At 71.5% G+C, this 25,740-nt stretch carries 19 protein-coding genes; 15 read left to right on the forward strand and 4 right to left on the reverse strand.

Going from position 1 to position 25,740, the window contains the following annotated elements; all coding sequences use genetic code 11:
• Positions 1–66 precede the first annotated feature (66 nt).
• Entirely contained in the window at positions 67–2,781 is a 2,715-nt protein-coding gene (gene acnA, locus A3Q37_RS04745) for an aconitate hydratase AcnA (RefSeq protein ID WP_065477861.1), read from the reverse strand.
• Positions 2,782–3,096: 315 nt separating this feature from the next.
• On the opposite strand from acnA, the gene A3Q37_RS04750 reads away from it, so the two are divergent.
• The 3 genes from A3Q37_RS04750 to A3Q37_RS04760 are packed head-to-tail and all read left to right on the forward strand — an operon-like array spanning position 3,097 to position 5,060.
• Positions 3,097–3,912 carry a MerR family transcriptional regulator gene (locus A3Q37_RS04750; RefSeq protein ID WP_065477864.1) on the forward strand — a complete coding sequence of 272 codons (816 nt, stop codon included), beginning with the start codon at positions 3,097–3,099 and terminating at the stop codon, positions 3,910–3,912.
• 55 nt (positions 3,913–3,967) lie between these two features.
• The gene (locus A3Q37_RS04755) at positions 3,968–4,303 is read left to right on the forward strand and encodes a YnfA family protein (protein WP_065477867.1); all 336 of its coding nucleotides are present in this window, start codon (positions 3,968–3,970) and stop codon (positions 4,301–4,303) included.
• Between the two features lie 25 nt (positions 4,304–4,328).
• Positions 4,329–5,060 carry an alpha/beta fold hydrolase gene (locus A3Q37_RS04760; protein ID WP_065477870.1) on the forward strand — a complete coding sequence of 244 codons (732 nt, stop codon included), beginning with the start codon at positions 4,329–4,331 and terminating at the stop codon, positions 5,058–5,060.
• A 36-nt stretch (positions 5,061–5,096) separates the two neighbouring features.
• Here the strand turns inward: A3Q37_RS04760 and A3Q37_RS04765 are convergent, their stop codons facing one another.
• Both A3Q37_RS04765 and A3Q37_RS04770 read right to left on the reverse strand, forming a co-directional pair.
• A complete protein-coding gene (locus tag A3Q37_RS04765) occupies positions 5,097–6,017 on the reverse strand; it encodes an aminoglycoside phosphotransferase family protein (RefSeq protein WP_065477873.1) in 921 nt (306 codons plus the stop codon).
• Positions 6,018–6,058: 41 nt separating this feature from the next.
• Entirely contained in the window at positions 6,059–6,493 is a 435-nt protein-coding gene (locus A3Q37_RS04770) for a VOC family protein (RefSeq protein ID WP_065478002.1), read from the reverse strand.
• Between the two features lie 159 nt (positions 6,494–6,652).
• On the opposite strand from A3Q37_RS04770, the gene A3Q37_RS04775 reads away from it, so the two are divergent.
• The 7 genes from A3Q37_RS04775 (at position 6,653) to A3Q37_RS04805 (ending at position 15,401) form a co-directional block, all read left to right on the forward strand.
• A complete protein-coding gene (locus A3Q37_RS04775) occupies positions 6,653–7,105 on the forward strand; it encodes a RidA family protein (protein WP_065477876.1) in 453 nt (150 codons plus the stop codon).
• A gap of 39 nt (positions 7,106–7,144) precedes the next feature.
• Complete coding sequence (locus A3Q37_RS04780) at positions 7,145–7,792, forward strand: TMEM175 family protein (protein ID WP_065477879.1); 648 nt, start codon at positions 7,145–7,147, stop codon at positions 7,790–7,792.
• A gap of 165 nt (positions 7,793–7,957) precedes the next feature.
• Positions 7,958–9,487 carry a UDP-N-acetylglucosamine 1-carboxyvinyltransferase gene (locus A3Q37_RS04785; protein ID WP_006128374.1) on the forward strand — a complete coding sequence of 510 codons (1,530 nt, stop codon included), beginning with the start codon at positions 7,958–7,960 and terminating at the stop codon, positions 9,485–9,487.
• A 207-nt stretch (positions 9,488–9,694) separates the two neighbouring features.
• Positions 9,695–10,930 carry a hypothetical protein gene (locus tag A3Q37_RS04790; RefSeq protein WP_176711345.1) on the forward strand — a complete coding sequence of 412 codons (1,236 nt, stop codon included), beginning with the start codon at positions 9,695–9,697 and terminating at the stop codon, positions 10,928–10,930.
• A gap of 156 nt (positions 10,931–11,086) precedes the next feature.
• A complete protein-coding gene (locus tag A3Q37_RS04795; protein ID WP_065477885.1) occupies positions 11,087–11,869 on the forward strand; it encodes a hypothetical protein in 783 nt (260 codons plus the stop codon).
• Positions 11,870–11,881: 12 nt separating this feature from the next.
• Positions 11,882–14,704 carry a toll/interleukin-1 receptor domain-containing protein gene (locus A3Q37_RS04800; protein WP_065477888.1) on the forward strand — a complete coding sequence of 941 codons (2,823 nt, stop codon included), beginning with the start codon at positions 11,882–11,884 and terminating at the stop codon, positions 14,702–14,704.
• A 19-nt stretch (positions 14,705–14,723) separates the two neighbouring features.
• Positions 14,724–15,401 (forward strand): hypothetical protein, encoded by a 678-nt coding sequence (locus tag A3Q37_RS04805; RefSeq protein WP_065477894.1) that lies wholly within the window; start codon positions 14,724–14,726, stop codon positions 15,399–15,401.
• 18 nt (positions 15,402–15,419) lie between these two features.
• Here A3Q37_RS04805 and A3Q37_RS04810 read toward each other — a convergent pair whose 3' ends face one another.
• Complete coding sequence (locus tag A3Q37_RS04810; protein ID WP_065477897.1) at positions 15,420–18,293, reverse strand: TIR domain-containing protein; 2,874 nt, start codon at positions 18,291–18,293, stop codon at positions 15,420–15,422.
• Between the two features lie 393 nt (positions 18,294–18,686).
• Between A3Q37_RS04810 and A3Q37_RS04815 the strand changes: the two genes are divergently transcribed.
• From A3Q37_RS04815 to A3Q37_RS04835, 5 genes are read left to right on the forward strand one after another with little or no spacing between them, the layout of a single operon-like run.
• Positions 18,687–21,212, forward strand: coding sequence for a sensor histidine kinase (locus A3Q37_RS04815; RefSeq protein ID WP_065477900.1), 2,526 nt, complete (start codon positions 18,687–18,689; stop codon positions 21,210–21,212).
• Complete coding sequence (locus tag A3Q37_RS04820; RefSeq protein WP_065477903.1) at positions 21,209–21,613, forward strand: roadblock/LC7 domain-containing protein; 405 nt, start codon at positions 21,209–21,211, stop codon at positions 21,611–21,613. The genes A3Q37_RS04815 and A3Q37_RS04820 overlap by 4 nt, the downstream gene beginning before the upstream one ends.
• 57 nt (positions 21,614–21,670) lie before the next feature.
• The gene (locus A3Q37_RS04825) at positions 21,671–22,885 is read left to right on the forward strand and encodes an ABC transporter substrate-binding protein (RefSeq protein WP_065477905.1); all 1,215 of its coding nucleotides are present in this window, start codon (positions 21,671–21,673) and stop codon (positions 22,883–22,885) included.
• Between the two features lies 1 nt (position 22,886).
• Positions 22,887–24,887: an ABC transporter permease subunit gene (locus tag A3Q37_RS04830; RefSeq protein WP_065477908.1), complete on the forward strand. Its 2,001-nt coding sequence runs from the start codon at positions 22,887–22,889 to the stop codon at positions 24,885–24,887.
• On the forward strand, positions 24,884–25,732 hold the full coding sequence (locus tag A3Q37_RS04835; protein WP_065477912.1) for an ABC transporter ATP-binding protein: 849 nt from the start codon (positions 24,884–24,886) through the stop codon (positions 25,730–25,732). Before A3Q37_RS04830 ends, A3Q37_RS04835 begins: the two co-directional genes overlap by 4 nt.
• Positions 25,733–25,740: the final 8 nt, after the last annotated feature.

A 25,740-nucleotide genomic window follows, 5' to 3' on the forward strand; every position in this document is an offset into this window, starting at 1 on the left:
GAACGCGGAAGGGCCGCACCCCGGGGAGAACCCGGAGTGCGGCCCTTGCGCTGTGCCGCTCGGTGATCAGCTGCGAATCAGGCTGCGGAGCACGTACTGAAGGATGCCGCCGTTGCGGTAGTAGTCGGCCTCGCCGGGGGTGTCGATGCGGACGACCGCGTCGAACTCCACACCGGTGTCGGTGGTGACCTTGACCGTACGGGGGGTGGTGCCGTTGTTCAGCTCGGTGACGCCGGTGAAGGAGAAGGCCTCCTCGCCGGTGAGGCCGAGGGTCTCGGCGTTCTGGCCCTCGGGGAACTGGAGCGGGAGGACGCCCATCCCGATGAGGTTCGAGCGGTGGATGCGCTCGTAGGACTCGGCGATGACGGCCTTGACGCCCAGGAGCGCGGTGCCCTTGGCGGCCCAGTCGCGGGACGAGCCGGAGCCGTACTCCTTGCCCGCGAGGATCGCGAGCGGGGTGCCGGCGGCCTGGTAGTTCTGCGAGGCGTCGTAGATGAACGACACCGGACCGCCGTCCTGGGTGAAGTCGCGGGTGTAGCCGCCCTCGGTGCCCGGCGCGATCTGGTTGCGCAGGCGGATGTTGGCGAACGTGCCGCGGATCATGACCTCGTGGTTACCACGGCGCGAGCCGTAGGAGTTGAAGTCACGGCGCTCGATGCCGTGCTCCGTGAGGTACTTGCCGGCCGGGGTGTCGGCCTTGATGGCGCCGGCCGGGGAGATGTGGTCGGTGGTGACCGAGTCGCCGAGCTTGGCCAGGACGCGGGCGCCGGTGATGTCCTCGACCGGGGCCGGGTCCATCGCCATGCCCTCGAAGTACGGGGGCTTGCGCACGTAGGTGGACTCGGCGTCCCACTCGAAGGTGTTGCCGGTCGGGATGGGGAGCGCCTGCCACTGGGCGTCGCCCGCGAAGACGTCCTGGTAGGACTTGTTGAACATGTCCTCGCCGATGGCGTTCGCCACGACGTCGTTGACCTCGGCCTCGGTCGGCCAGATGTCGGCCAGGAAGACCGGCTTGCCGTCCTGGTCGGTGCCGAGCGCGTCCTTGGTGATGTCGACCTTCATCGAACCGGCGATGGCGTACGCGACGACCAGCGGCGGGGACGCCAGGTAGTTCATCTTGACGTCGGGGTTGATGCGGCCCTCGAAGTTACGGTTGCCGGAGAGGACCGACGTGACCGCGAGGTCGTTGTCGTTGACGGCCTTGGAGACCTCCTCCGGCAGCGGGCCGGAGTTGCCGATGCAGGTGGTGCAGCCGTAGCCGACGAGGTTGAAGCCGACCTTGTCGAGGTAGGGGGTGAGCCCCGCCTTGTCGAAGTAGTCGGTGACGACCTTGGAGCCCGGGGCGAGGGTGGTCTTGACCCACGGCTTGCGGGTCAGGCCCTTCTCGACCGCCTTCTTCGCCACGAGCGCGGCGGCGACCATGACGTACGGGTTCGAGGTGTTGGTGCAGGAGGTGATCGCGGCGACGGTGACGGCGCCGTGGTCGATCTCGTACGTCGAGCCGTCGGGGGCCGTGACGGTGGTCGGCTTCGACGGGACGCCGTTGGAGACGGCCGGGGCGTCGGAGGCAGGGAAGGACTCCTTGCCCGCCTCCTCGTCGTCGGAGACGTAGTTGCGGACGTCCTGCGCGAACTGCTGCGCGGCGTTGGCGAGGACGATGCGGTCCTGCGGGCGCTTCGGGCCGGCGATGGAGGGGACGACCGTGGCGAGGTCGAGCTCCAGCTTCTCGGAGAAGTCCGGCTCGGCCTTCGGGTCCAGCCAGAGGCCCTGCTCCTTGGCGTACGCCTCGACGAGGGCGACCTGCTGGGCGTCGCGGCCGGTCAGGCGCAGGTAGTTCAGGGTCTCGTCGTCGATCGGGAAGATCGCGGCGGTGGAGCCGAACTCCGGCGACATGTTGCCGATGGTGGCGCGGTTGGCGAGCGAGGTGGCGGCGACGCCCTCACCGTAGAACTCGACGAACTTGCCGACGACGCCGTGCTTGCGGAGCATCTCGGTGATGGTCAGCACGAGGTCGGTGGCGGTGGTGCCGGGCTTGAGCTCACCGGTCAGCTTGAAGCCGACGACGCGCGGGATGAGCATGGAGACCGGCTGGCCGAGCATGGCGGCCTCGGCCTCGATGCCGCCGACGCCCCAGCCGAGCACGCCGAGGCCGTTGACCATGGTGGTGTGCGAGTCGGTGCCGACGAGGGTGTCGGGGTACGCCTGGCCGTTGCGGACCATGACGGTACGGGCCAGGTGCTCGATGTTCACCTGGTGGACGATGCCGGTGCCCGGGGGGACGACCTTGAACTCGTCGAAGGCGGTCTGGCCCCAGCGCAGGAACTGGTAGCGCTCCTTGTTACGGCCGTACTCCAGCTCGACGTTCTGGCCGAAGGCGTCCTTCGTGCCGAACTTGTCGGCGATGACGGAGTGGTCGATGACCAGCTCGGCCGGGGCCAGCGGGTTGATCTTCGCCGGGTCGCCGCCCAGCTCCTTCACGGCCTCACGCATGGTGGCGAGGTCCACGACACAAGGCACGCCGGTGAAGTCCTGCATGATCACGCGGGCCGGCGTGAACTGGATCTCCTGGCTGGGCTGCGCCTGGGAGTCCCAGCCGCCGATGGCCCGGATGTGGTCGGCGGTGATGTTCGCGCCGTCCTCGGTACGGAGCAGGTTCTCCAGCAGGACCTTCAGGCTGTACGGGAGGCGCGCGGAGCCCTCTACCTTGTCCAGCTTGAAGATCTCGTACGACTCGTCGCCCACGCGCAGCGTGCTGCGGGCGTCGAAGCTGTTCGCCGACACGACAGTCTCCTTCTTCAATGTGCGCGTCTACCGCGCCGCGCCTCATTGGCAGCCGGCGCCGCGTTTTGCCACCTACGGCTCCGGCCATCCGCTAAGGTAAGGCTTAGTTAGGTAACCCTTACCGGGCGGCGGCTGTGGTGCGCCTCGGCAGATATCTCGATGTCGAGATAACTCTAGTACATAGCCGCCGCTCGGTCATGCCCAGGTGCCCTGTGACCGCGCTGACACACGGACCGCGTGACGCGGCGCGACCCGACGGCGTGGAGCGACGACGCCTTGACCTTCCAGTCGGATGGAAGGTTTACGGTCGGTGGCATGACCTCCATGCGGATCTCCCAGCTCGCCGAGCGCAGCGGGGTGCCGGCGACGACCCTGCGGTTCTACGAGAGCGCGGGCCTGCTGTCCGCCGACCGGACCCCCGCCGGGTACCGGATGTACGGCGAGGACGCGGTCGACCGGCTGGCGTTCATCGGCGCGGCCAAGCATCTGGGGCTTGCGCTGGAGGAGATCGGGGAGCTGGTGGGGGTGTGGGAGGCCGGCGCGTGCCGCGATGTGAAGGCGGATCTGCGGCCCCGGATCTCGGCGCGCCTGGCCGAGGCGGAGGCCCGCGCCGCCGAGCTGGCGGCTTTCACCGCTTCTCTGCGCGGGGCCCTGGCCCACCTGGACGCACTGCCGGACCGGGCGGGGCGGTGCGACCCGGAGTGCGGCTTCCTGGCGCCGGGAGCGGGGTCGGCAGCCCCGGGGTCGGCAGCCGTCTCCGGCGGGGCCGTCGGCGGACAGCCGGTCGATGTCGTCCTGTCGCCCGGGCGGCGGGCCGCCGAGCAGGAGGCGGAACGGTGGCGCGCCGCGCCGGTGGCGTGCTCGCTGACCGGCGAGGGGCTTCACGAGCGCACCGCCCAGTGGCGCGAGGCCGTCGCCGGGGCGACCCGGACAGCCGTGCCCGAAGGCCTGCGGCTGACCCTGCCCGTCGACCGGGTCACGCGCGTCGCCGAGCTGGCGGCCGCAGAGCAGGAGTGCTGCCCGTTCTTCGACTTCCGCCTCCACCTGGACGGCCCGTATCTGCACCTGGAGGTCCGCGCGCCCGCCGACGGCGGCACGCTGCTCACGGACCTCTTCGGCCCCACCGACTGACACCCTCCCCCGTCCCCTTCTGCCCTGCCCGCCCTTCACCAGGAAGCCCTCCCCCGTGCTCGTCGCCCGTTCCATCGCCCTGTTCGTCGTCGCCGCGCTGTTCGAGATCGGGGGCGCCTGGCTGGTCTGGCAGGGCCTGCGGGAGCACAGGGGCTGGGCGTGGATCGGGGCCGGCGTCATCGCGCTCGGTCTGTACGGCGTGGTCGCCACCTTCCAGAGCGACGACAACTTCGGCCGCATCCTCGCGGCGTACGGCGGCATCTTCGTCGCCGGATCGATCGCCTGGGGCATGATCGCCGACGGCTACCGCCCGGACCGCTTCGACATCATCGGGGCCCTGGTCTGCCTGGCCGGCATGGCCGTGATCATGTACGCGCCGCGCGGGCACTAGTCTGGGGGCACCACCTGGGGGGCCGATGACAACAGCCGACGCACCGCCCATCGTCTTCGTGCACGGGACTCGTTTCAGCGCGGGGCAATGGAGTACGCAACTCGCCGCACTCCAGGAGGAGTTCCCGGTTACCGCCGTCGACCTTCCGGGCCACGGAGCGCGCTCGGCGCAGCCCTGGAGTCTGAGCGCCGCGACGGAGGTCGTCGCCGCCGCGGTGGACTCACTCGACGGCGGACCGGCCGTGGTCGTCGGGCATTCCCTCGGCGGTTACGTGTCGCTGGAGTTCGCCCGGTGCTGCCCGGAGCGTTTGCGCGGGCTGGTTCTCGCGGGCGCCAGCGCGTCCACCCGCGGCCCCTGGGCCACGCCCTACCGGTGGGTCGCCGGCCTGATCCCCCGCATCTCGGCGGACCGGCTGTCCCGGTGGAACGACCGGCTGCTGCTGCGGCACTACCCACAGAACGTGGTGGAGGCGACCATCCGCTCCGGCTACGCCTTCCACACCCTGCCCTCCGCCTGGGGCGAGGTACTGGGCCGCTTCGGCACGGACGCGCTGCGCCATGTGGCGGCGCCGGTGCTGATCCTGAACGGCGAGAAGGACACCGTCTTCCGGTCCGGCGAGGCCGACTTCGCCCGCGCGCATCCGGATGCCCGTATCGAATTGATCCCACGGGCCAGACATCTCGCGAACTTCGACGCCCCGGACGCCTTCGCCGACGCGGTCCGCCGCTTCGCCCGGGAGCTTCCTGTGGCCGGCTGAGCGTCCGGTCACGGACGCCGCCCACTCGGCGCGCGGTCACCCCACGTCGGTGCCGAGGACGCGATCGAGCGCCGCCCGGCCCGCGGGTCCCCAGGCCGGCTTGCCGCCGGGAAGCCCCCGGTCTCCGTTCTGGCCCATGAGCATGAGGAACAGGCTCTTCAGCGCGGCCAGTCCACGGGCGCGCCGGACCGTCGCCCCGTCCGCGTACGCGTACGCGTCGAAGAACCGTGCGGCGCCGCCCCGGGGAAGGACGACCCAGGCGGCCGCGAGGTCCCACGCCGGATCGCCGGCGAACAGGTCCCCGAAGTCGATCACGCCCGAGAGCGTCCCGTCCGACACGACGACGTTCGCGGGGTGGAGGTCACCGTGCACCCAGACCGGCGGGCCCTCCCACGCGGGGGCGGCGACCGCGTCGTCCCAGACGGCCCGGACCTCGTCGGCCCTGCCGTCGAGGGCGACGGACCGGAAGAAGTGGTCGAAGCCCTCGGTGTACGTGCCCGGGTGAGCGCCCCGGTCCACAACGCCCGGCGCCTCGGCGGGCGCCGCCACATGGAGCGCCCGCAGGAAGTCCGCCAGGGTGTCGGCCGCGTGGCCGCCGCGGCTGATCGAGGTGCGGTCGAGCGGCTCGCCGGGCACCCACGTCATGACCGTCCAGTGCTTCGGGAAGCGTGCGGACGGTTCCCCGGCCCGCACCGGGCGCGGGACGGGGAGCGGCAGTAGCGGAGCGAGGTGGGGCAGCCACCGGCGCTCCTTGCGCTGAAGGTCCGGGGCGCGTTCGGTACGCGGCATACGTACGGCCAACTCGTCCCCGAGGCGCCACTGCTGGTTGTCCCAGCCGCCCGCGACCTCGCGGACGGCCAGTCCCGCGAGGTCGGGATGCTGCTCCCGGAGCAGGGCACGGACCAGGTCCGCCGTGATCTCGATCCCGGCGGCGGTGTCGGAGGCGGAGTCGGTCATGCCGAGCCACGGTACCGGGGAGCGCCCGGCCGGTCACGCGGTCAGTCCAGGCAGAACTCGTTGCCCTCGACGTCCTGCATCACGAGGCAGGACTCGTTCTCCTCGTCGGCCAGGAGCAGGCGTACCCGCTTCGCGCCGAGCGGCAGCAGTCGTGCGCACTCGGCCTCCAGCGCGGCGAGGCGCTCCTCCCCCACGAGCCCGGTGCCGACCCGCACATCAAGATGCACCCGGTTCTTGACGACCTTCTCCTCGGGGACGCGCTGGAAGTACAGCCGCGGGCCCGCCCCCGTCGGGTCCTGGCAGGCGAAGCCCGCGTCCCGCTTCTCCGGCGGCAGGGAGAGGGCGTAATCGTCCCAACTGGCGAACCCCTTCGGCGGCGGCGGTACGACGTACCCCAGCACCTCGCACCAGAAGTGGGCGACGCGCGTGGGCGACGCGCAGTCGAAGGTGACCTGGACCTGCTTGATCGACGTCATCGGGCCACCGTAGGGGGGCCGCCGTTCGACGGGCATCCGAATTTCCGCACACGCGAGCCGCCTGACAAAAGGAGGGGCGGAAGCCCGAGGGTGCTGAAAGGATCGCCCCCGTCCGCACGCAGCACACGATGTCCCGACCACGCAGGAGACGCACCCACCGTGACCCGCACCAGCGCCGTTTCGCTGATCCGTTCCCGTACCCTCTCCGACGTCGCCGAGTACGCCTACGCGGCCACGGCGCCCGCCGGGGCACGGCTGATCTTCCTCGCCGGCGCGTGTCCGCTCGACGAGCACGGCGGCACCGTGGCCGTCGGGGACCACGCGGGCCAGGCCGCGCAGGCCGTGGCGAATCTGCGGACCGCGCTCGCCGACGCCGGGGCCTCGGTCGAGGACGTCATCAGCACCCGGGTCCTCGTGGCATCGGCCCGGCAGGAGGACCTCGTGGCCGCCTGGCAGGTGGTCCGGGACGCGTTCGGCGATCACGATGTGCCCAGCACCCTGATGGGCGTCACCGTGCTCGGCTACGCCGACCAGCTCGTGGAGATCGAAGCCGTGGCCGCCGTCCTCGACGAGCCGGAGGCCGGAGGACCGGCTTGCCCGCCGTCGGCGTAATGACGGGGTGAGCCTCCGCGCCCCCTCACCCTGAGGCGGGTGAGCGATGCCCGAGCCGCCGCCGAGACGGCCGACGAGAAGAGCGCGGACCGTCTGACGACCCTGTCCGACGGGATCTTCGCCATCGCGATGACCCTGCTGGTCCTGGACCTCCAGGTCGAACCGGGGCTCGACAAGGACGAGTTCACCGAGGCCGTGCGCCGGGCGCTGCCGGACCTCGGCGCGTACGCCCTGAGCTTCACGATTCTGGCCGGGTTCTGGCGCGACCACCGGCTGATCGTGCGTCTTGTCCCGCGCTTCGAGGGGGTGGCGCTCCGGTTCGCGCTGATGTGGCTCGGCGCCATCGCCCTCGTCCCGTTCCCGACGGCGCTGCTCTCCGAGTACGCCGCGCGCCCGCTGACCGTGGCCGTGTACGCGGGCATGGTCGCCGTCACGAACCTGCTGGAGCTGGCGATGTTCCTGACCGGCCGGAGGGCGACGGAGCACACGGCAGAGGCCGCCCACGGCGATGTGGGCCGGGCGGTCACCGCGGATCTGGCCTCGACCGCCGCTCTCTTCGCCGCGACCGTGCCGGTCGCCTACCTCGTCTCCCCCGTCGCGGCCATGTGGTGCTGGCTGGCCCTGGTCCCCATCAAGCTCACCCATCGGAAGCGCGCCACCGCCCGTCGGCACGGCCGCGCGAGCTGAGCGCCGAAGGGACGGGCCCGTCCCCGTACGGACGTACCGGCCGCGCCGTCTCCTCCCGCGCGGGCGACGATGGGAAGAACCGGCCGCGCGCGCCGGTACACACCTGTCACTCGAACGGCACACCCCCACAGCATTCTCATCTCATATCTGAGATAGCCTGCCGTCATGTCAGACGACTACCTCGTACGTATCGGCAAGCTCATCCGTGACGCCCGTCAGCATCGGGGCTGGACACAGACGCAGTTGGCCGAGGCTCTCGGTACCAGCCAGAGCGCCGTCAACCGCATCGAGCGCGGCAACCAGAACATCAGCCTTGAGATGATCGCCCGTATCGGCGAGGCTCTCGACAGCGAGATCGTGTCGCTCGGTTACGCCGGACCCATGCATCTGCGGGTCGTCGGCGGCCGGCGGCTCTCCGGGGCCATCGACGTCAAGACCAGCAAGAACGCCTGCGTCGCGCTGCTGTGCGCCTCGCTCCTCAACAAGGGGCGTACGGTGCTGCGCCGGGTGGCCCGGATCGAGGAGGTGTTCCGGCTCCTGGAGGTGCTGAACTCCATCGGGGTGCGCACCCGCTGGGTCAACGACGGTGTGGACCTGGAGATCGTGCCGCCCGCGCAGCTGGACCTGGCGGCGATCGACGCCGACGCCGCGCGCCGGACCCGGTCGATCATCATGTTCCTGGGACCGCTGCTGCACCGGACGGAGCAGTTCACCCTGCCGTACGCGGGCGGCTGCGACCTGGGCACCCGCACGATCGAACCGCACATGATCGCGCTGCGCCGCTTCGGCCTGGAGATCGCCGCGACCGAGGGCCTGTACCACGCGCAGGTCGACCGCACCGTCGCCCCGGACCGGCCCATCGTGCTGACCGAGCGCGGCGACACGGTGACCGAGAACGCCCTGCTGGCCGCCGCCCGCCACGACGGCACGACGGTCATCCGCAACGCCTCGTCCAACTACATGGTCCAGGACCTGTGCTTCTTCCTGGAGGCCCTGGGCGTACGGGTCGACGGGGTCGGTACGACGACGCTCACCGTCCACGGGGTCCCGCAGATCGACGTGGACGTGGACTACTCCCCCTCCGAGGACCCGGTCGAGGCGATGAGCCTGCTGGCCGCCGCCGTGGTGACCGAGTCCGAACTCACCATCCGCCGGGTGCCGATCGAGTTCCTGGAGATCGAGCTCGCCGTCCTGGAGGAGATGGGCGTCGACTGCGACCGCACCCCGGAGTACGCGGCCGACAACGCACGCACCCGCCTGGTGGACCTGACCGTGCGGCCCTCCAAGCTGGAGGCCCCGATCGACAAGATCCACCCGATGCCGTTCCCCGGCCTCAACATCGACAACGTCCCGTTCTTCGCGGCGATCGCCGCCGCCGCGCACGGCCAGACCCTGATCCACGACTGGGTCTACGACAACCGCGCGATCTACCTCACCGACCTCAACCGCCTCGGTGGCCGCCTCCAACTCCTCGACCCCCACCGGGTCCTGGTCGAGGGCCCGACCCGCTGGCGCGCCGCCGAAATGATGTGCCCGCCCGCCCTGCGGCCCGCCGTGGTGGTGCTGCTGGCGATGATGGCGGCCGAGGGCACCTCCGTACTCCGCAACGTGTATGTGATCAACCGCGGTTACGAGGAACTGGCCGAGCGGCTCAACTCGGTGGGCGCCCAGATCGAAATCTTCAGGGACATCTGAGGTTTGATCGCGGTTCCGCCCCGACAAGGACCCTCATCAGGGGCGGAATAGGACCTTCCATGATTTTTTATGGCTAGTTCCGCACTCACTCCGTCACCCCCTGTGGCCACTACATTCACCTCTGTCCAGACACACGACCGGGGGGAACAGACAACTATGCGCTCCACAGGGTCCACAGGGTCCATCAGCCGCATCGGAAGATCACTCATGACGGTGACCGCGCATACGGCCGCCGTAGCGGTCGCCGTCATGGGTCTCGCCGCCTCACCGGCCGCCGCGGCGCCCGCGGCCACGGCGGCGCCCCAGCTCGGAGACTCCTGTACCGCGGCCGACCTCGGCACACGGCACCCGTACATCAAGAGCACCGAAGTGTCCCCGACGATCACCCACTTCAAGGGCTGGTTCGTCACCGAAGGCACGACCGGCACCCATTCCGTCGTCACCAACGTCGAGACGACCATCTCGGTCTCCGTCGGCCTCAACGGCGGCGTCGAGGGCAGTTTCGCCGCCGAGACCCTCGGCCAGGTCGGAGCGAGCCTCGGCCTGAACGTCAAGGTCGACTACTCCTCGACCAGCAGCGAGTCGAGCTCGATCACCTGGAACTTCAGCCAACCCGGCTACTACGGCGTCTACAAGGGCACGAAGAAGGTCACCGGCACCTACGGAAGCCTGAACTGCAACCGCACCCAGCAGGGTGACGGGAGCTGGGCCCTGAAGTGGGCCGAGGGGCCCGGCGCCGGCAGCTTCACCACCTACACCACCCTGGAAGAAGGCGCGGTGCGCTGCCAGGACACGGTGCCCGCGGGCAGCATCATGGCCAAGGCGCAGAGCCTCCTCGACTGCGGCTCGCCCACCGCGAAGGCCGAGCACCCGGCGGGTGCGGTGGCGCCGACGGCGCGGCAGAAGCAGAACCGCCTCGCACAGCCCCCGGCTCTCGCCGGCGGCGCGCCCGCCGAGCAGCCCCGGGCCACCGGGCTCGGCGCACGGGCCGCTCTCGACTGCCAGACCCAGGTCTACAAGATCGCCGTACCCGGCAAGCCGCTGTCCTGGGGCGCTCCGATCCTGGCGAGCGACGGTGTCCGCCTGCGCCCCTCGACGATCTTCAGCGCCCACCTGGACCACTGGCGTCTGTGCAACGTGACGGAGAGCAACGGGGTCATCGAGGCGTCCCTGTGGAACTGGGGCAGCGGCTGGTGCGCGACCATCACCCCGCAGAACGCGGCCACCGACCGGGCGGCCCTGATGACGGCTCCCTGCGCGGAGGACGACCTCCAGCGGTTCTACATCTACCGTGACGTGCCCGGCAGTTCGAAGATCGGTGTGCAGAACAAGTACACCGGCTCCATGATGGGCCACGACCGTTACGCGGACGGGGAGTTCATCCGCCAGTACTCCAGCGGCAGGCAGGACGGTACGGGTACGTACGCCCTGTCCGGAGTCTGACGGCCCGGACCCGGTGAGCGGCCCCGCAGGTGATCCGTTCGGGCCCGCAGCACCGCTGTTGGCGATATCTTCGTACTGCATCTTCGTACTGCCCGGCCACGTCGCCGGGCAGTACGTCGCACGATGACGCCTGGCACGAGGGACCGGTGGGAACGGATGAGCGCAACGCAGCCCGGAGCGGGACCGGGCCCGAGGTGGCGGATCCTGCGGGGCACCGCGTTCCGGCTGTTGGGCGCCACGGCCATCGGGGCGCTCACCGGGCTCGGGGTGTTCAGTCTGACCCAGGTGACGAACCGCAGCCTGTTCGCGATCACCGGTGGCATGGCGGGCGCGGCGGCGGTGCTGGCGGTCCAGTGGTACCAGCGCACCGCCCGTCTCACCGAGGTGAAGGTGACGGTGCCTCAGCTGAGCGAGCTCACCTTCGCCGTGAACAACGATGCCCGGCAGGTGGCCTGGCAGATGTTCGTGGAGACGGTGACGCGGGTGTCCACCCAGCCGCTCGCCAGCGACCAGGGCGTGGTCCGGGAGGCGCTCAGCTCGATGTACGGGCTCTTCGCGACGACGCGCGAGACGCTCAAGGCCAGCCGTCCTTCCGCCACCGTGCCGAGCGGGCAGACGGTGGAGTATCTGGCGATCACGATGCTCAACCAGGCGCTGAGGCCGTTCCTTTCCCACTGGCACCCCCGGCTCCAGGAGTTCGAGCGGGCGCACCCCGACGGGCAGGAATCGGCGTGGCCGGAGAACGCGGCGTGCCGGGCCGCGTTACGCGAAGTGCAGCGGGACATCCACGAGTACGCCATCGGTTTCGCCCGGCTCGCCGGTGTACGGGAGGCCGAGGCGCTGATCGGCGTCGTCCCCGCTCCCCGTTCGCCCGGGGCCGACGATGGCGACAGCGACGACAGGTCATCCGCCGCCGGCCTCCCCCGCACCCGGGGCTGAAGGGGCGGCGGGGTGGGGGCTCAGGGGGCGCAGGACGACGGCTACGACGTCTTCATCTCGTACAGCCAGAACCTGGACCGTGATGTCGCGGCCGTCTTCCAGCGGGGGATGGAGAACTTCGGACGTCCCTGGTACCGCCCCGTGCGGCTGAGGGTGTTCCGGGACACGACGCATCTCAGCGCCGGCCCCGATCTTCAGGGCGGCATCGAGAAGGCCCTCTCGCGCTCCGCCTGGCTCATCGTCATGGCGTCCCCCCAGGCCGCCGCCTCCCCGTGGGTGCGCGCCGAGATCGACTGGTGGGTGGCGCACAAGGACAGCGGGCGCATCCTCCTCGCCTGGACCGACGGCGACCTGGAGTGGGATCCGGCGGCGCGGGACTTCGACTGGTCCCGGACCGACGCCCTGCCCCGGGAGCAGACGGACAGGGTGCTGGCCGCCGCACCCGGATGCCCCCGCTGGGTGGACCTGAGATGGTTGCGCGCGCAGATCGACGAACAGGGTTCCGTCCCGGTCAACGACCCCCGGCTGGTGGCCGACGTGGCCGAGTTCGTCGCCCCCGTCCAGGGCCGGTCGAAGTCCGATCTCATCGGCCATCACCTCCAGTTGAGGAAGCGGCGCAACCGGACGGCGGGAGCGACGATCCTGGTCCTCGCGCTGCTGCTGACCACCGCCACCTGGCTGGGGCTCGCGGCCGACCGGCAGGCGGACATCGCGGCGACCCGGCAACTGTCGGCGACATCACGGCAGTTGGTGGCCGAGGCCGCCACCATCCAGCACGCCCAGCCCGGTCTGGCCCGCCAACTCCTCGTCGAGGCCTACCGTCTGTCGCACACCGAGCAGGCTGTCGGGGCTCTGCTGACCAGCGCGGACATTCCCCGGGTGGTCCCTGCGCGGCACTCCTCCGGCGCCCTCGCCTTCGTCTCGCGGTCGTTGCTCGTCGCCTCCTCCGGCGACGGGCTCGCCCTGTTCGACGCCCGGACGGGCGCACAGGTGTCCCAGCTCCCACCGGGCGGCAGCCGCCCCCTGGCCGTCGCCGTCTCCTCGGACGGCCGTCTGCTGGCCGAGGGCGGCAACACCGGAGAGGTGCGGATCTGGGACCTGTCGGACCGGCGGAGGCCGAGGCAGCTCAGCTCCGCGTGGACGCTGAGCACCGTCCGGGACCTCGCTTTCGACGAGGCGGCGTCCGTGCTGGTCGTGGGGTCCGGAACGCGGGTGGCCGCGGTCGACGTCCGCGACCCGGCCCGCCCCCGGGTGACCGGGGTGTCCTCGGGTGTCACGGTCTCCCTCGGCTCGGATACCGCGCTCAGCCAGGACGGCACCCTGATCGCCACCGGTGCGGCGGACGACAAGGTGCGCATCCTGCGGGTGTCCGGGTCCGGTGAGCTGTCTACCCTCACCACCATCGACGCGCCGTCCGCCGCGGTGGCCTTCAGCCCTTCGGGCCATCTGCTCGCCACGGCCGGCGAGGACCGCACCGTACGTCTGTGGGACATGGCCCGTCCGCGACGGCCGGAACTGCGTACCGCGCTGCACAGTCCGAGCGAGAGCGTCCGCGCGGCGGCCTTCTCCGCCGACGGCCGGACGCTGGCGACCGGGGACAGCCAGGGGACCGTCCATCTGTGGGACGTCTCCGACCCGTTCCGGCCCCGGCAGGGCGAGGCGCTCGACGGGCACACGTTCGTCGTCAACTCCCTCGCGTTCTCCCCGGACGGGCGGACCCTCGCCTCCGCCGCCTGGGACACGGTCAGCGAAGAACTCAGCGACAACACCGTGCGGTTGTGGAACGTCCACGGTGCGCGGCGTTCGTCGGCACACGTCTTCCTGCCCGGGGACGGGCTGTCCCCGCAGCCGTTCGCGCCCACGGGCGGGGTCGTCGTCACGGGTCGGCCCGGGGCCATCTGGAAGGTGGACGGGGTCCCCGAACCCCGGCGTCTCGCCACGCTCCCCTCCTTCCGGAGCGGCGGCCAGGACTACTCGTTCAGCCCGGACGGCCGGACCCTCGCCGCCGGGCATCCGCTCTCGCTCTGGGATGTGAGCACGCCCGGGCGGAGACGCGAACACGCCCGGTTCCGCGAGGTGGAGGACCCCCAGACCGTGGTGTTCGGGCTCGACGGCCGGCTCCTCGCCGCCCGCGAACCGCTCGGCGCCGTACGGCTGTGGGACGTCACCGATCCCGACCGCCCGCGCTCGAAGGCCGAGCTGCCGCCCGCGAAACCCGATGCCCTGATCGACTACAAAGGCTCCTCCTCGTTCGTCTTCGCCGGGGACCGGGCCCTGATCGCCTCCGTGCGCGACCGCAAGGCCGTCCAGTTGTGGGACGTCGGCCGCCCGGACCGGCCGGTGCGGAGGGGGTCCGTCCCGGTCGGGCCGTCGCGCACCGGTTCCCTCGCCACGACGGCGGACGGCGGCACGCTCTTCGTCGGCGACGCACGGGGAGGTATGACGGCCTGGGACATCACCGACGCCCGGCGGCCGAAGCGGCTCGGCGCGTCGCAGCGGCACTCGGGCGCGCTCACCCATCTCGCGGCGGATCCGGTGCGGAACATGCTCGCGGGAGTGGACGAGAACAGCGGCTCCGTCCGACTGTGGGACGTCGCCGACCCCTCCGTACCCAGGGAGATCGCGCTGCTCGCCGGGACCGGCACGCGCCCCTCGGGGCTGGCGTTCAGCCCGGACGGTGGCCTGCTGGCCGTGTCGTCGGACGACGGCACCCAGCTGTGGCGTACCGATGTCGGCCCCATCCTCCAGCAGTTGTGCGCCCAGTCCGCTCCGATCACCGAGGCCCAGTGGAAGGAGTACCTCCCCGACCGCCCCTACGACCCCCCGTGCGCCTGACACGCCCCTGGAGGATCCTGTGCACCGTCCTTCCGTGCTGACCTGCGCGGCGGCACTCGTCGCCGCCCTCGCCGCGGGCTGTTCGTCCCCCGCCCCCGACCCCAAGGTGCCCCGGACTTCCCCGTCCTCCTACGACGGGACGTCCGAGACGCCCGAGCCGTCGCCCACCGCGTCGGACACCGGCTCCCTGGGCGCCGCGACCGCGGACCTCCGCGACATGGACTGGGCCCACACGGCCGTGCCGGGCGACTTCTGCGATGTGCCGGGCCTCATCTCGTTCACCTCCGGCGAGGCCACCGTACGGTCGGACACCCACGGCTCCGTCCACGCCGAGCAGTACCCCGACGAAGTCGTGTACGGGGATGTCCTCGGGGACGAGCGGGTCGAGGCGGCGATGCGCGTGGGCTGCGACACGGGCGGTGAGACGGCGAGCGGCCGGCTCGCCTGGGCCTATGTGGTGTTCGCCGGCGAGCAGGGGCGGCTGCGGCTCGTGGGCACGGTCACGCCCCAGAAGTACGAGGGTGGCCAGGCCAGCGGCTTCGACGACATCGCGCTGGCCTCCGGCCGGGTGACCGCCGAGGAGTCCTGGCACCGGCCGATGGACGGCACCTGCTGCCCGTCGGGCAAGGCCGTCACCGTGTGGCGGGTGGGCGAGGACGGCCTGCTCACCCCTGGGGAGCCACGCGTCACCGGGTAGCGCGCCTCCCCAGGGCCCTTACGACCGGCAGGGAGCGTCGACGGTCAGATCGCTCAGGTACCGGTCGTAGTCCTCCTTGCTCAGCGGGTCGTCCACGATCTCGCACAGCTTCGCGCGCCAGTCCGCAATGTCGAGGGAGCGGCGGAGAAGGGTCCCTCCGGAGTCCAGGGTGAGGACATCACCGCCGGGGCCGGACGCGATCCGGAGGGAGGGTTCCGTCACGTCGGCGGGCGGTGCGGGGGTTTCCAGCGCCCACTGCCCCAGGTGCTCACCGTTTCTCGCGTCCCAGAACTCCAGCCCGCTCCGGCTGTCGGTGGTGAAGGCGTGGGCCAGGGTGCGGGCGTCACGGCTGAAGACGAGGTCCTGGAGTCCCTGCTCCTGGACCACGGGGCTGAGGACGACCCGGCCCGTACGGATGTCGAGGAGCGAGATACGGCCGTCGGCGTCCACCGAGGCCAGCCTCTCGCCTCCATGGCTGACGGCGGCTCTCGAGATCCCGATGGCTGAGGCAAGCCCTCCGCCCCTCATGACCTCCTCGAAGCGGCCCTTGCCCGTCCACCGCCACACGTGCGCTTCGCCCTGGACCCAATCGACGGCCGCCAGGGTCTTCCGGTCGCCGCTCATGGCCAGCAGCGGCTGGAGCACGTCGTCCTCGGCGAGGACTTGTCTCACGCTCCATGTCCGGGTGTCGATCAGGAGAACATCGCTGCTCCAGGCGGTCACCACATGGACGTCGTCCGGCAGATAGAACAGACGCAGCCCTTGGCCCGACTCGGGTTCATAGTCTTCGAACACCTTCTCCTCTCCCACCTGTGCCCCGGTGCGGGGGTCCCAGGAGGAGAACACGCCCCGGTCGACCACGGTGACCCGGCTGCCGTCGCTCGTGGCGGCGATCGCCGTGTCCTGTTCACGGACCGGGCGGGGAATCCGGCCCAATTTCCGGAATCCGCCTGCTCCTTCGGAGACGGCCCAGAGCTCCGTACCCCTCGGTCCGGACCGGTGGGCGACCCCTCCGTCGGTATCGAATTCACCCGCCTTCAGACGCTCCTCGTTCGGCAGGGACCGGTGAAAGCCCGCTCCGTCCGTGGCGAAGAGCGAGACGGCCCCGTCACCGGACCCGGCGGCCACCCAGCGGCCGTCGTTCGAGGCCGCGACGCTCCTGACGGGCCAGCCGAACGAGCCCAGGGTGCGCAGCCGGCGCAGCTTGGAGTCGAGCAGGGAGACCTGCCTTCCCTGGGCGGCCACGACCGGACCGGAGCCGTCCGCCGGGAGGACGGCCTCTTGCAGCGAACCCGTGGCCGAGGCGAGCCGCTCACCTCTTGAGAAACCCCAGAGCTCGGCCGCGCCCTTGTCCGTCGAGCCGAACAGGGCCGTACCGCCGCCGCCTGCCGCGAAAGCAATCCAGCGGTCCTTGACCGGGATGTCCAGCGGCCTGCCTCTCGTCTCCCACTGCCGAGTCTTCGGATCCCACGTGCTGAGAGTTCCTCGAGAGGCGTTTGCCGCCATCAGAAGACCGGAATCCGCGGCAAAGGAGAGCCGGAGATCTCCCCCCGCCTGCCGGTGATCCCCGGGGACCGGTCGGTGACCGACACGCTCGCCGGTGCGGACGTTCCAGACGCTGAGCTGCGGTGTGTCGTCTTCGCCGGGTATCCGGTAGGTGGCCGCAACCCACCGGCCGTCGCCGGAGAACGCGTATGCGTGCAGGCGCCGGTGCGCCTGTGCGAGCTCTTCGCCCGCACTCGCGGTGATCGTGCGGAGCAACTTCGCTCTCCGGACGTCCCAGATCTGGATCCTGTTGTTCGCGGTCTCCAGCATCAGCGTCCGGCCGTCCGCGCTGAGCTCCAGTGCTCCTCCGCCCAGCCCCCATTGGGCCTTCAGCGCCTTCATCGCTCTGCCCTCGCGGATGTCGTAGATGCGCACACCCCGCCCCCGTTCCACCCCACCGCCGAGGTCCGAGTAGTACGCCAGTGTGCTGCCGTCGCCGCTGATGGCGACTTGGGTGGCGGCGGCACCCCCCGAGCCGGTGTAGGCGGCCGCGGCGCCCAGCCCGCCCAGCAGATGGCGGGCGACGTTGCTGTTGGCCTCCAGCGCCCGGGCCAGCGCCCGCGCCGACTCGCTCGTCGGCTCGGCCTCCGCCGCGTACAGGGCGAACTGGGCGGCCTTCCGCGGATCCGTGTCCGCCAGTTCCATGGCGTGGGCCGCCAGTGCCTGCGACGCGGAGACGCGGGCCCGGTCCAGGGCCTCGCCGCGTTTCTGCCAGGCATAGCCGCCCGCGGCGAGGGAGGTGACGAGGAGCAGCGAGAGGACGGCGACGGCGCCCCGGAGGAGACGGAGGGCGATACGACGCTGCTGGAGGTCCTCGCTGTCCAGTTCGTCCTTGCCGCGGCCGTGCAGGGGAGCGGCCAGGGCGGCGACCGCGCTTCTGAACTCCGGCTGGCGCAGCGAGAACTTCCGGCTCCGGCGGACCTCGGCCAGATCCACCCAGAGGGGCTCGGCCCGGAACACCCCTTCGAGCATGCGCGGCAGTGCCGTCGTCCGGGACCAGTCGAAGTCGCCCGCCACCGGGTCCCAGTGGACCGTACCGGAGCCGACCGCGATGAGGATGCGGTCCGGCGACCGGTTGTCCAGCCAGAACTGGATCTCCTTCTGGACCCAGCGCGAGGCCGCCGCCTCGGGCGATGCGAGGTAGATGAAGTACCGGGACCGCTGGAGCTCACCGAGGATGGACGACCACAGGTCGTGGTTGGCGGAGAGACTCGTGGTGTCCCGGAAGACGCTGATGACCTGACGCCGTGTCCATGGCCGGGCGAGCTTGTGCATCCCCCGTTGCAGGGCCTGCGCCAACTCCCTGTCGCGGGCATGGCTGTACGAGATGAACCCGTCCCGTTCCATCGACGCTGTCCCCCCACGTGCCCGGCGCCCCGGCGCTTCCCGTTCCGCAACTCGTAGGATGACATGCGATGTTCGCGCTGACGGCAGGTTTGACCCGGCGTGCCCAGGAGTCAAAACGCTTTGGTTTCTGCTCACTTGTGAACGAAGCAGACCCACCGTCGTGCGGTCGGTGTGCATTTATTTCGATGATTTACCCATCCTGAGGCGCGTCGTACGGCATAGGATCATGCCGCGCGTGCCCCTGGGGCCTCATCCGTCCCACCCGCATCACTCCCCCGGCGGCATGCCCTCACCGACGCCACACACCACCCACCGGCACACCCCCCACGACCCGTTAACAGGTATCCGCGTGTCACCGATACTCAAGCCCGGTTCCGGCGATGGAGCCGCGCAGTGAAAATCAATCGTCGCCTCGTCCTCCTCGTCACCGCGCCGCTCACCGTGGCCGTCGCCTTCTCCGTACTGGCCCTCGCCCCCGCGACCAACCAGGCGCTCCAGGCGGGACGGCTCACCTCGATGATCGAAGTCGCCGACGAAGCGAGTGAGTTGACCTACCGGCTCCAGCGCGAGCGGGCGGCGGCCACCGCCCTGGTCTCCGAACAGGGAAGCGCGGAGGCTTTCCGGTTACGGACGGAGGAGACCGACCGGAGCATCACCGAGTTCCGCGGCCGGGCCAAGGAACTCTCCGCCGTACCCGGCAGCGCCAAGAGCGCCCTGGACCGTATCGAGCGGTTCGCGGAAGAGATGCCCGGGCTGCGCGCCCAGGTCCGCTCGGGAAGCAGCACCGTCTCCGCCCTCGCCTTCGGCTACCGCATCGTGATCGCCGACCTCAAGAGCTACCGCGACGGCATCGCGCAGGCGGACGGCGTCGACGCCGACATCGCGGACCGGATCCGCGCCGCGGCCGCCCTGTCCGAGGCCGCCGAGCACACCGCCCAGCAGCAGGTCACGGTGGCGCGGGCGCAGGCCGCGGGCGGGTTCACGATCGCGTCCCAGCGGACCTTCGACGCCGGCCGGATGGGCTACACCGAATCGATCGGCGTCATGTTCGACCTCGGTCCGGGCGCCTGGCGGACCTGGCTGGAGCGCACCCTCTCCGGGGCGAAGGCCCTGGAGGCCCGGCGCCTTGAGGACGAGATCGGGCGCACCGGCGCCGGCAAGGACATCACGGTCACCCCGAAGGCGTGGCAGAAGGCGGCCAACGACCGCCAGGAGCTGCTGCGTTCGGTGGAGAAGCGGGTCGACGCGGCCGTGCTCGCCCAGGTCTCCGACGTCCGCACCACCCTCATCTGGACGGCCGGGGCGGAGGTCGCCCTGGTGGTGCTGACCCTGGTCGGCGTCGTCGTGGTCGCGATCCGCCTGGGGCGCGTCATGATCCGGCGGCTGCGCGATCTGCGCAACGCCGCGCACGAGGTCGCCCACTCCGGGCTGCCCACCGTGATGAGCGAGCTGTCCCAGCCCGGCGCGCTGCGCGGCGCCACGCCCGAGGAAGTGGCCCGGCGCACCGGCGACCCCGTGAAGACCACGGGCGAGGACGAGATCGGCGAGGTCGGTGAGGCGTTCAACGCCGTCCACCACGAAGCCGTCCGGCTCGCCGCACAACAGGCGCACGCACACGAGCAGTTGGCCGAGACGCTGGTCGGTGTCGCACGCCGGGGCGCCCGGCTGACCGCGGTCATGGTGTCCGAGCTGGACACCGTGCAGCGCGACGAGGCCGACCCCGTACGGATGAAGGCCCTCTTCGCCCTCGACCACCTCGCGGTGCGCATGGAGCGCAACACCAACAACCTTCTGGTGCTGGGTGGTTACGGCAACGCCCGGGTCCGCTCGGCCGATGTGGGGTGCTCCACCGTCATCGTGGCCGCGGCCCAGCAGATCGAGCGGTTCGACCGCGTCTCGCTCGGCGTGATCGAGTCGGGGATCGGCATCACCGCGCGCGCCGTCCACGACGTGGCGCACATCCTGGCGGAGCTGCTCGACAACGCGACCCGGTACTCACCCCCGGACAAGCAGGTCGGGGTCGCCGTCTGGCGGCTGTGGGACCGGGCGGTCGTGCAGATCGTCGACGAGGGCGTGGGCATGACGGCGGAGCGCCGCGCGGTCCACAACGCCGCGCTGCTCGAACCGCAGACGGGCATCGGCGACGTACGGTCCATGGGCCTGCATGTGGTGGCCCGGCTCGCCGCGCGCCACGGCATCGTTGTCGAACTCCGCGACTCCTCGGGCCCCGGCACCATCGCCGAGGTCACGCTGCCCTCGAAGGTGCTGGCCCTGGACTTCAAGGAGACCCAGGGGCCGTCGCAGGGCGGCATCGGCAACCACGCCGGCTACGAGACGCCCCGGCCGATCACACCCCCGGGACCGCAGGGCCGCCGGCAGCCGGCCCGACCGGGGGCACGGCCCGACCACCACGGCACACCGGTGGGGGCGGGCGTCGGAGCCGGTACGGGCGTGAGCGCGGGTGTCGGTACGGGCGTGGGCCCGGGTGCCGGTACGGGCATCGGCATCGGTTCGGGCGTCGGCGCCGGGGCCTCCGCGCCCGCGGACGGCGGCGACCGGGAGGCCCCGCCCGGCCACGAGAGGCCCCGCGAGGACGAGCGGCCGGACGGCGGCGCGCGGGACCGGGGGCACGGCACGACGCCCGCGTCGCGCGACGAGCCGGTGTCACGTGTCGCGGGGGTCAGTTCCTCGGGGCTGCCCCTGCGCCAGCGCCGAGCGCCCCAGCAGTGGCCCGCCGCGGGCCGACGCGACGGGGCCGAACAGCGCCCGGGCGCCGGCGCCCCGCGGCCGTCGCCGCGCCGCCGGGACTCCCGGCAGGTCTCCGACGTACTGGCGGCCTACGCCCAGGGGATCAACAGAAGTACGAACCACCGGGGGCGTTCCGCCCCGGACGACCACACCGAACGGACCGAGAAATGACCACCTCCTCCGACCTGAGCTGGATCCTGAGCGATTTCGCCGGGCGCCTCCCGGAAGTCACCCAGGCGATAGCCGTGTCCGTGGACGGACTCGCGCTGGCGTACACCGGCGTGGAACGCGACGACGCGGAGCGGCTGGCCGCCATCGCGTCCGGCGTCGTCAACCTGCTGTCCGCGGCAGCACAGTTGACCAACACCGACCCGGTGGAGCACAGCCTCACCGCGATGGAGGGCGGCTACATGTTCTCGATGGCGGTCTCCAGCGGCGCGTCGCTGCTCGTCACCACGACCCGGGACGCGGACATCGGTGAGGTCAGCTACATGATGTCCGAACTGATCAACCAGGTCGGCGATTCGCTGTCGCCCGAGGTCCGGGACGCGAGCCTCCCGCCCGCACGCTGAACGCCCCCCCTGATAAATCTCCCTCCCCCTCCCCTCCCTTCCCCGATGAGAGTTCTCATGTTCCCCTTCGCCCCCTCCGCTCCCCGCCGCCGCAGAGTCCGGTTCCGCCCGGCCGGTGCCGCCGCCCTCGCCCTCGGGCTGGCCGCCGTCACCGGTTGCAGCGGCGGTGGCAGCGGCTCCGACGACGACACCGTGAAGATCGGCCTGGTGGCCTCCCTGTCGGGCACCTACGAACCGGTCGGCACGGAGCTGCGGGACGGCTTCAAGCTGTATCTGGACACCCACGGCAACAAGTTGGGCGGCCGCAAGGTCGAGCTGATCGTGGCGGACGAGGGCGACGGTCCGCCGACCGCCGTGCCCGCGGCCACCAAGCTGGTCAAGAAGGACAAGGTCGACGTGTTGACGGGCCTCGTCGGCGGCGGCTCGGTCAACGCGGTGCTGCCGCTGACCCAGCAGGCGAAGATCCCCTTCCTGGGGTCGAACGCCCGGCCGCCGGTCAAGGACATCGAGTACGTGTGGACCACGAGCTTCCTGTCCGACGAGCCGGGCAAGGCCATCGCCCCGTACATCAAGGAGAAGGTCGACGGACCGGTCTACGCGATCGGCCCCGACTATCAGGGCGGTTACGACGAACTCCGCGGCTTCACCGATGAGTTCAAGCGGGTGAAGGGGAAGCTCGCCAATCCGAACGGCAAGACCACCTGGACGCCGTTCCCGAAGACGACGAACTTCATGCCGTACTTCGCGGAGATAGCCAAGACGGACGCCAAGGCGGTGTACTGCTTCTACGCGGGCAAGGCCGCGATCGACTTCGCCAAGCAGTACGCCCAGTCGGACATCGCCGATCTGCCGCTGTACACGGCCTTCGTCACCGAGGGCAGCGTCCTCCAGGCGCAGGGCCCCGCCGCGAAGGACATCTACTCCGTCCTGAACTACGCGGCCGACCTGGACAACGAGGCCAACCGGAAGTTCGCCGCCGACTGGACGGCCGAGCACGACACGCAGCCCACCACCTACGCGATGGCGTCCTACGACGCGGCGGCCGTGCTGGACAAGGCGATCGCCGACGCGGCGAAGGACGGCGACGTGACGTCGCAGACCATCAACAAGGCCATCGCGGGTCTCGGTCAGATCGACAGCCCGCGCGGCGCCTGGGAGTTCGGCGACAAGGCGCACTCGCCGGTGCAGACCTGGTACCTGCGCCAGGTGCGGCCGGACGGCTCCCAGCTGGCCAACGTCATGGTCCAGGACCTGGCGACGCTCGGCAGCTGACATGGAGCTCCTGGACGCCCACCTCGTACCGGCGGTGGACGGAGTGGCCTTCGGGCTGCTGCTGTTCGTGGTCGCCGCCGGTCTGAGTCTCGCCTTCGGCACGGCGGGTGTGCTGAATCTGTCGCACGGCACGCTGTACGCGATCGGCGCGTACACGGGGGCCGAGCTGAGCGACGGGACCTGGGGCGGGCTCGCCCTCGGTCTGGCGGCCGGAACGGCGGCGGCGTGCGTCGCCGGGGCGGGGCTGTCCGCGGCGACGGCGCCGCTCGCCCGGCGTGGGCATCTCGCGCAGGCGCTGCTGACGTTCGGTCTTGCCCTGATCGGCGGTGATCTGCTCATCCAGTTCTTCGGTGCGGACGAACTCCCCGTCCGCGTACCGGAGGCGCTCGACTCCTCGGTGACGCTGCTGGGGCACCGCTACCCGGCGTACCGGCTCTGCTTCATCGTGATGGCCGTGCTGCTGGCGGCGTTCGGGACGTGGGTGCTGACCCGGACCCGGATGGGTGCGGCGGTACGGGCCGCCGCCGACGATCCGCAGATGCTCGCGGCCACCGGGCACAGCCCCCGCGCCGTGCACACCGGTGTCCTCGCGGCGGCGGGTGCGCTGGCCGGCGCGGCGGGCGTGCTCGGGGCGCCGATCATCGGCCCCGGCCCCGGTACGTCGGAGACCGTGCTGATGCTCTCGCTCGTGGTGGTCGTGCTGGGCGGTCTGCGCTCGCTGTGGGCGACCTTCTTCGCGGCGGTCGCCGTGGGCGAGGTGCAGACGCTGGGCGTCTCGGTGGCGCCGGAGCTGGCGCCGTATCTGCTCTTCGCCGCGATGGCGGCGGTGCTGGTGCTGCGCTCCCGCTTCGCGGAGCCGGCGGGGGCCGGGGCTGGGCACGGCTCCGAGGCGCCTGCTCCGGACCCGATCGCCCGGATCCGGGGGCAGCTGGCGGCGCGGCTGCGGCGAGGGCGGGACGGGACGGTGGGGAGGAACCCCTCCCCGGCATGGCCTTCCCAGCTGCCCGGCAAGGCCGCGTGGTGGCAGGCCGCCCCGCTGCTCGTCCTGCTTGCGGTGCTGATCGCCCTGCCCGCCCTGCTCGACGCGTACAGCATCTCGCTGGCCGGTTCCGCCCTCGCCCTGGGGCTGCTCGCGGTCAGCGTCACCGTCCTCACCGGGTACGCCGGACTGCCCACCCTCGGGCAGACCGCGCCGTTCGCCGTGGGCGCGTACGCCACCGCGAACCTCGCGGACGCCGGGTGGACCGTGGGCCCCGTCCAGATCGTCCTCTCGGCGCTCGCCGCCGCCGTCTTCGCGGCGGTCGTGGGGCCCGCGGTCATCCGGGCCCGCGGCACGACCGTACTGATGATCACGCTCGCGATCGGCGAGCTGACCGGCGCGGTCGTCAACCAGCTCAAGTCCGTCACCGGCGGCGCGGACGGCCTCGTCGGGTTCCCCGCCACGCAGGCGCTGTGGGGCGGGGAGGGAATGATGGAGGAGAGCGAGCTGTACAACTACGCGCTCGTCGTGGCCGTCGTCGCCGTCGCTCTCACCCTGCTCGTCCTGCGCTCCCCGGCGGGGAAGCTGCTGACCGGCACCCGGGGCGCCGAGGCCCGGATGCGCGCCTCCGGGCACCCGGTGGGGCGATACCTGCTGGTGGCCCACGTCTGCGCGGGCGCGCTGGCCGGTGTGGGCGGTTCGCTGATGGTGACCGTGCAGCAGTATCTCTCCCCGGCCGACGTCGGGTTCGAGATCGCCGCGTTCGCGCTGCTGGCGGTGGTCATCGGCGGTACGACGTCGGTGATCGGCGCGCTGCTGGGCGCCGGGCTCATCGTCGCCACCCGGGACTGGGTCGCCGGTTCCTGGCCGGGCCACGGGCCGCTGCTGCTGGGCGTGCTGTTCGTCGCGACGGTGTACGTGCTGCCGCGCGGGCTCGCGGGTCTGCGGGGCGGCGGCTCCGGAGGCGGCGAGCAGCCCCCGTCGACGCCCGCCCCGTCCCCCGCCGGGAAGGTCTCCCCATGACACCGACGCCCGAACCGACCACCACGCCCCCTCCCGTCCTCGTCCTCGACCGGCTCACGCGCAGGTATGGCACGCTCACCGCCGTCGACGACGTGAGCCTGCGACTGCCCGTGGGGGCCCGGCACGCCGTCATCGGCCCCAACGGGGCGGGCAAGACGACCCTGCTCAACCTCATCGCGGGGACCGACCGGCCCGACCACGGCACGATCGCTCTCGACGGCGCCGACATCACCCGCAAGGCCACGGCCGGGCGGAGCCGTCTCGGTATCGCCCGCAGCTTCCAACAGCCATCGGTGATCGCGGAGTTGTCGGTGCTGGACAATGTCGTCCTGGCCGGCTGGCCGCATCACCCCCGGCGTCGCGGCGCATGGCGCAGACCGTCCCGCTACCGGCTGCACAAGGAGTCGGCGGGCCGCCATCTGGAGACGGTCGGCCTCGCGGACCTCGCCCACCGGCCGGCCGCCACGCTCTCGCACGGGCAGCGCCGCATGCTGGACCTCGCCGCCGCGCTGGCGGGCGACCCCCGTCTGCTGCTCCTGGACGAGCCGGCGGCCGGGCTGACCGACGGCGACATCGGCCGGCTGCTCGGCATCATCGGCGGGCTGCCGTCGGACGTCGCGGTCGTCCTGGTCGAGCACCATGTCGAGGTGGTCGCCGAACTCGCCACGTCCGTCACCGTGTTGGCGGCGGGGAAAGTGCTGGTCGACGGGGCGACCCAGGAGGTGCTGGCGCACCCGGAGGTCCGGGAGGCGTACCACGGCACCGGCCCGTCGGCGGGCCCGGACGGGGCCCGGCCCGCCACGATCCCGACCGTCTGCCCGTCCCCCACCGACGCGAGAGGATGACCGACGCC

It is taken from the genome of Streptomyces sp. PTY087I2 (assembly GCF_001687325.1).
Classification (GTDB): Bacteria; Actinomycetota; Actinomycetes; order Streptomycetales; family Streptomycetaceae; genus Streptomyces.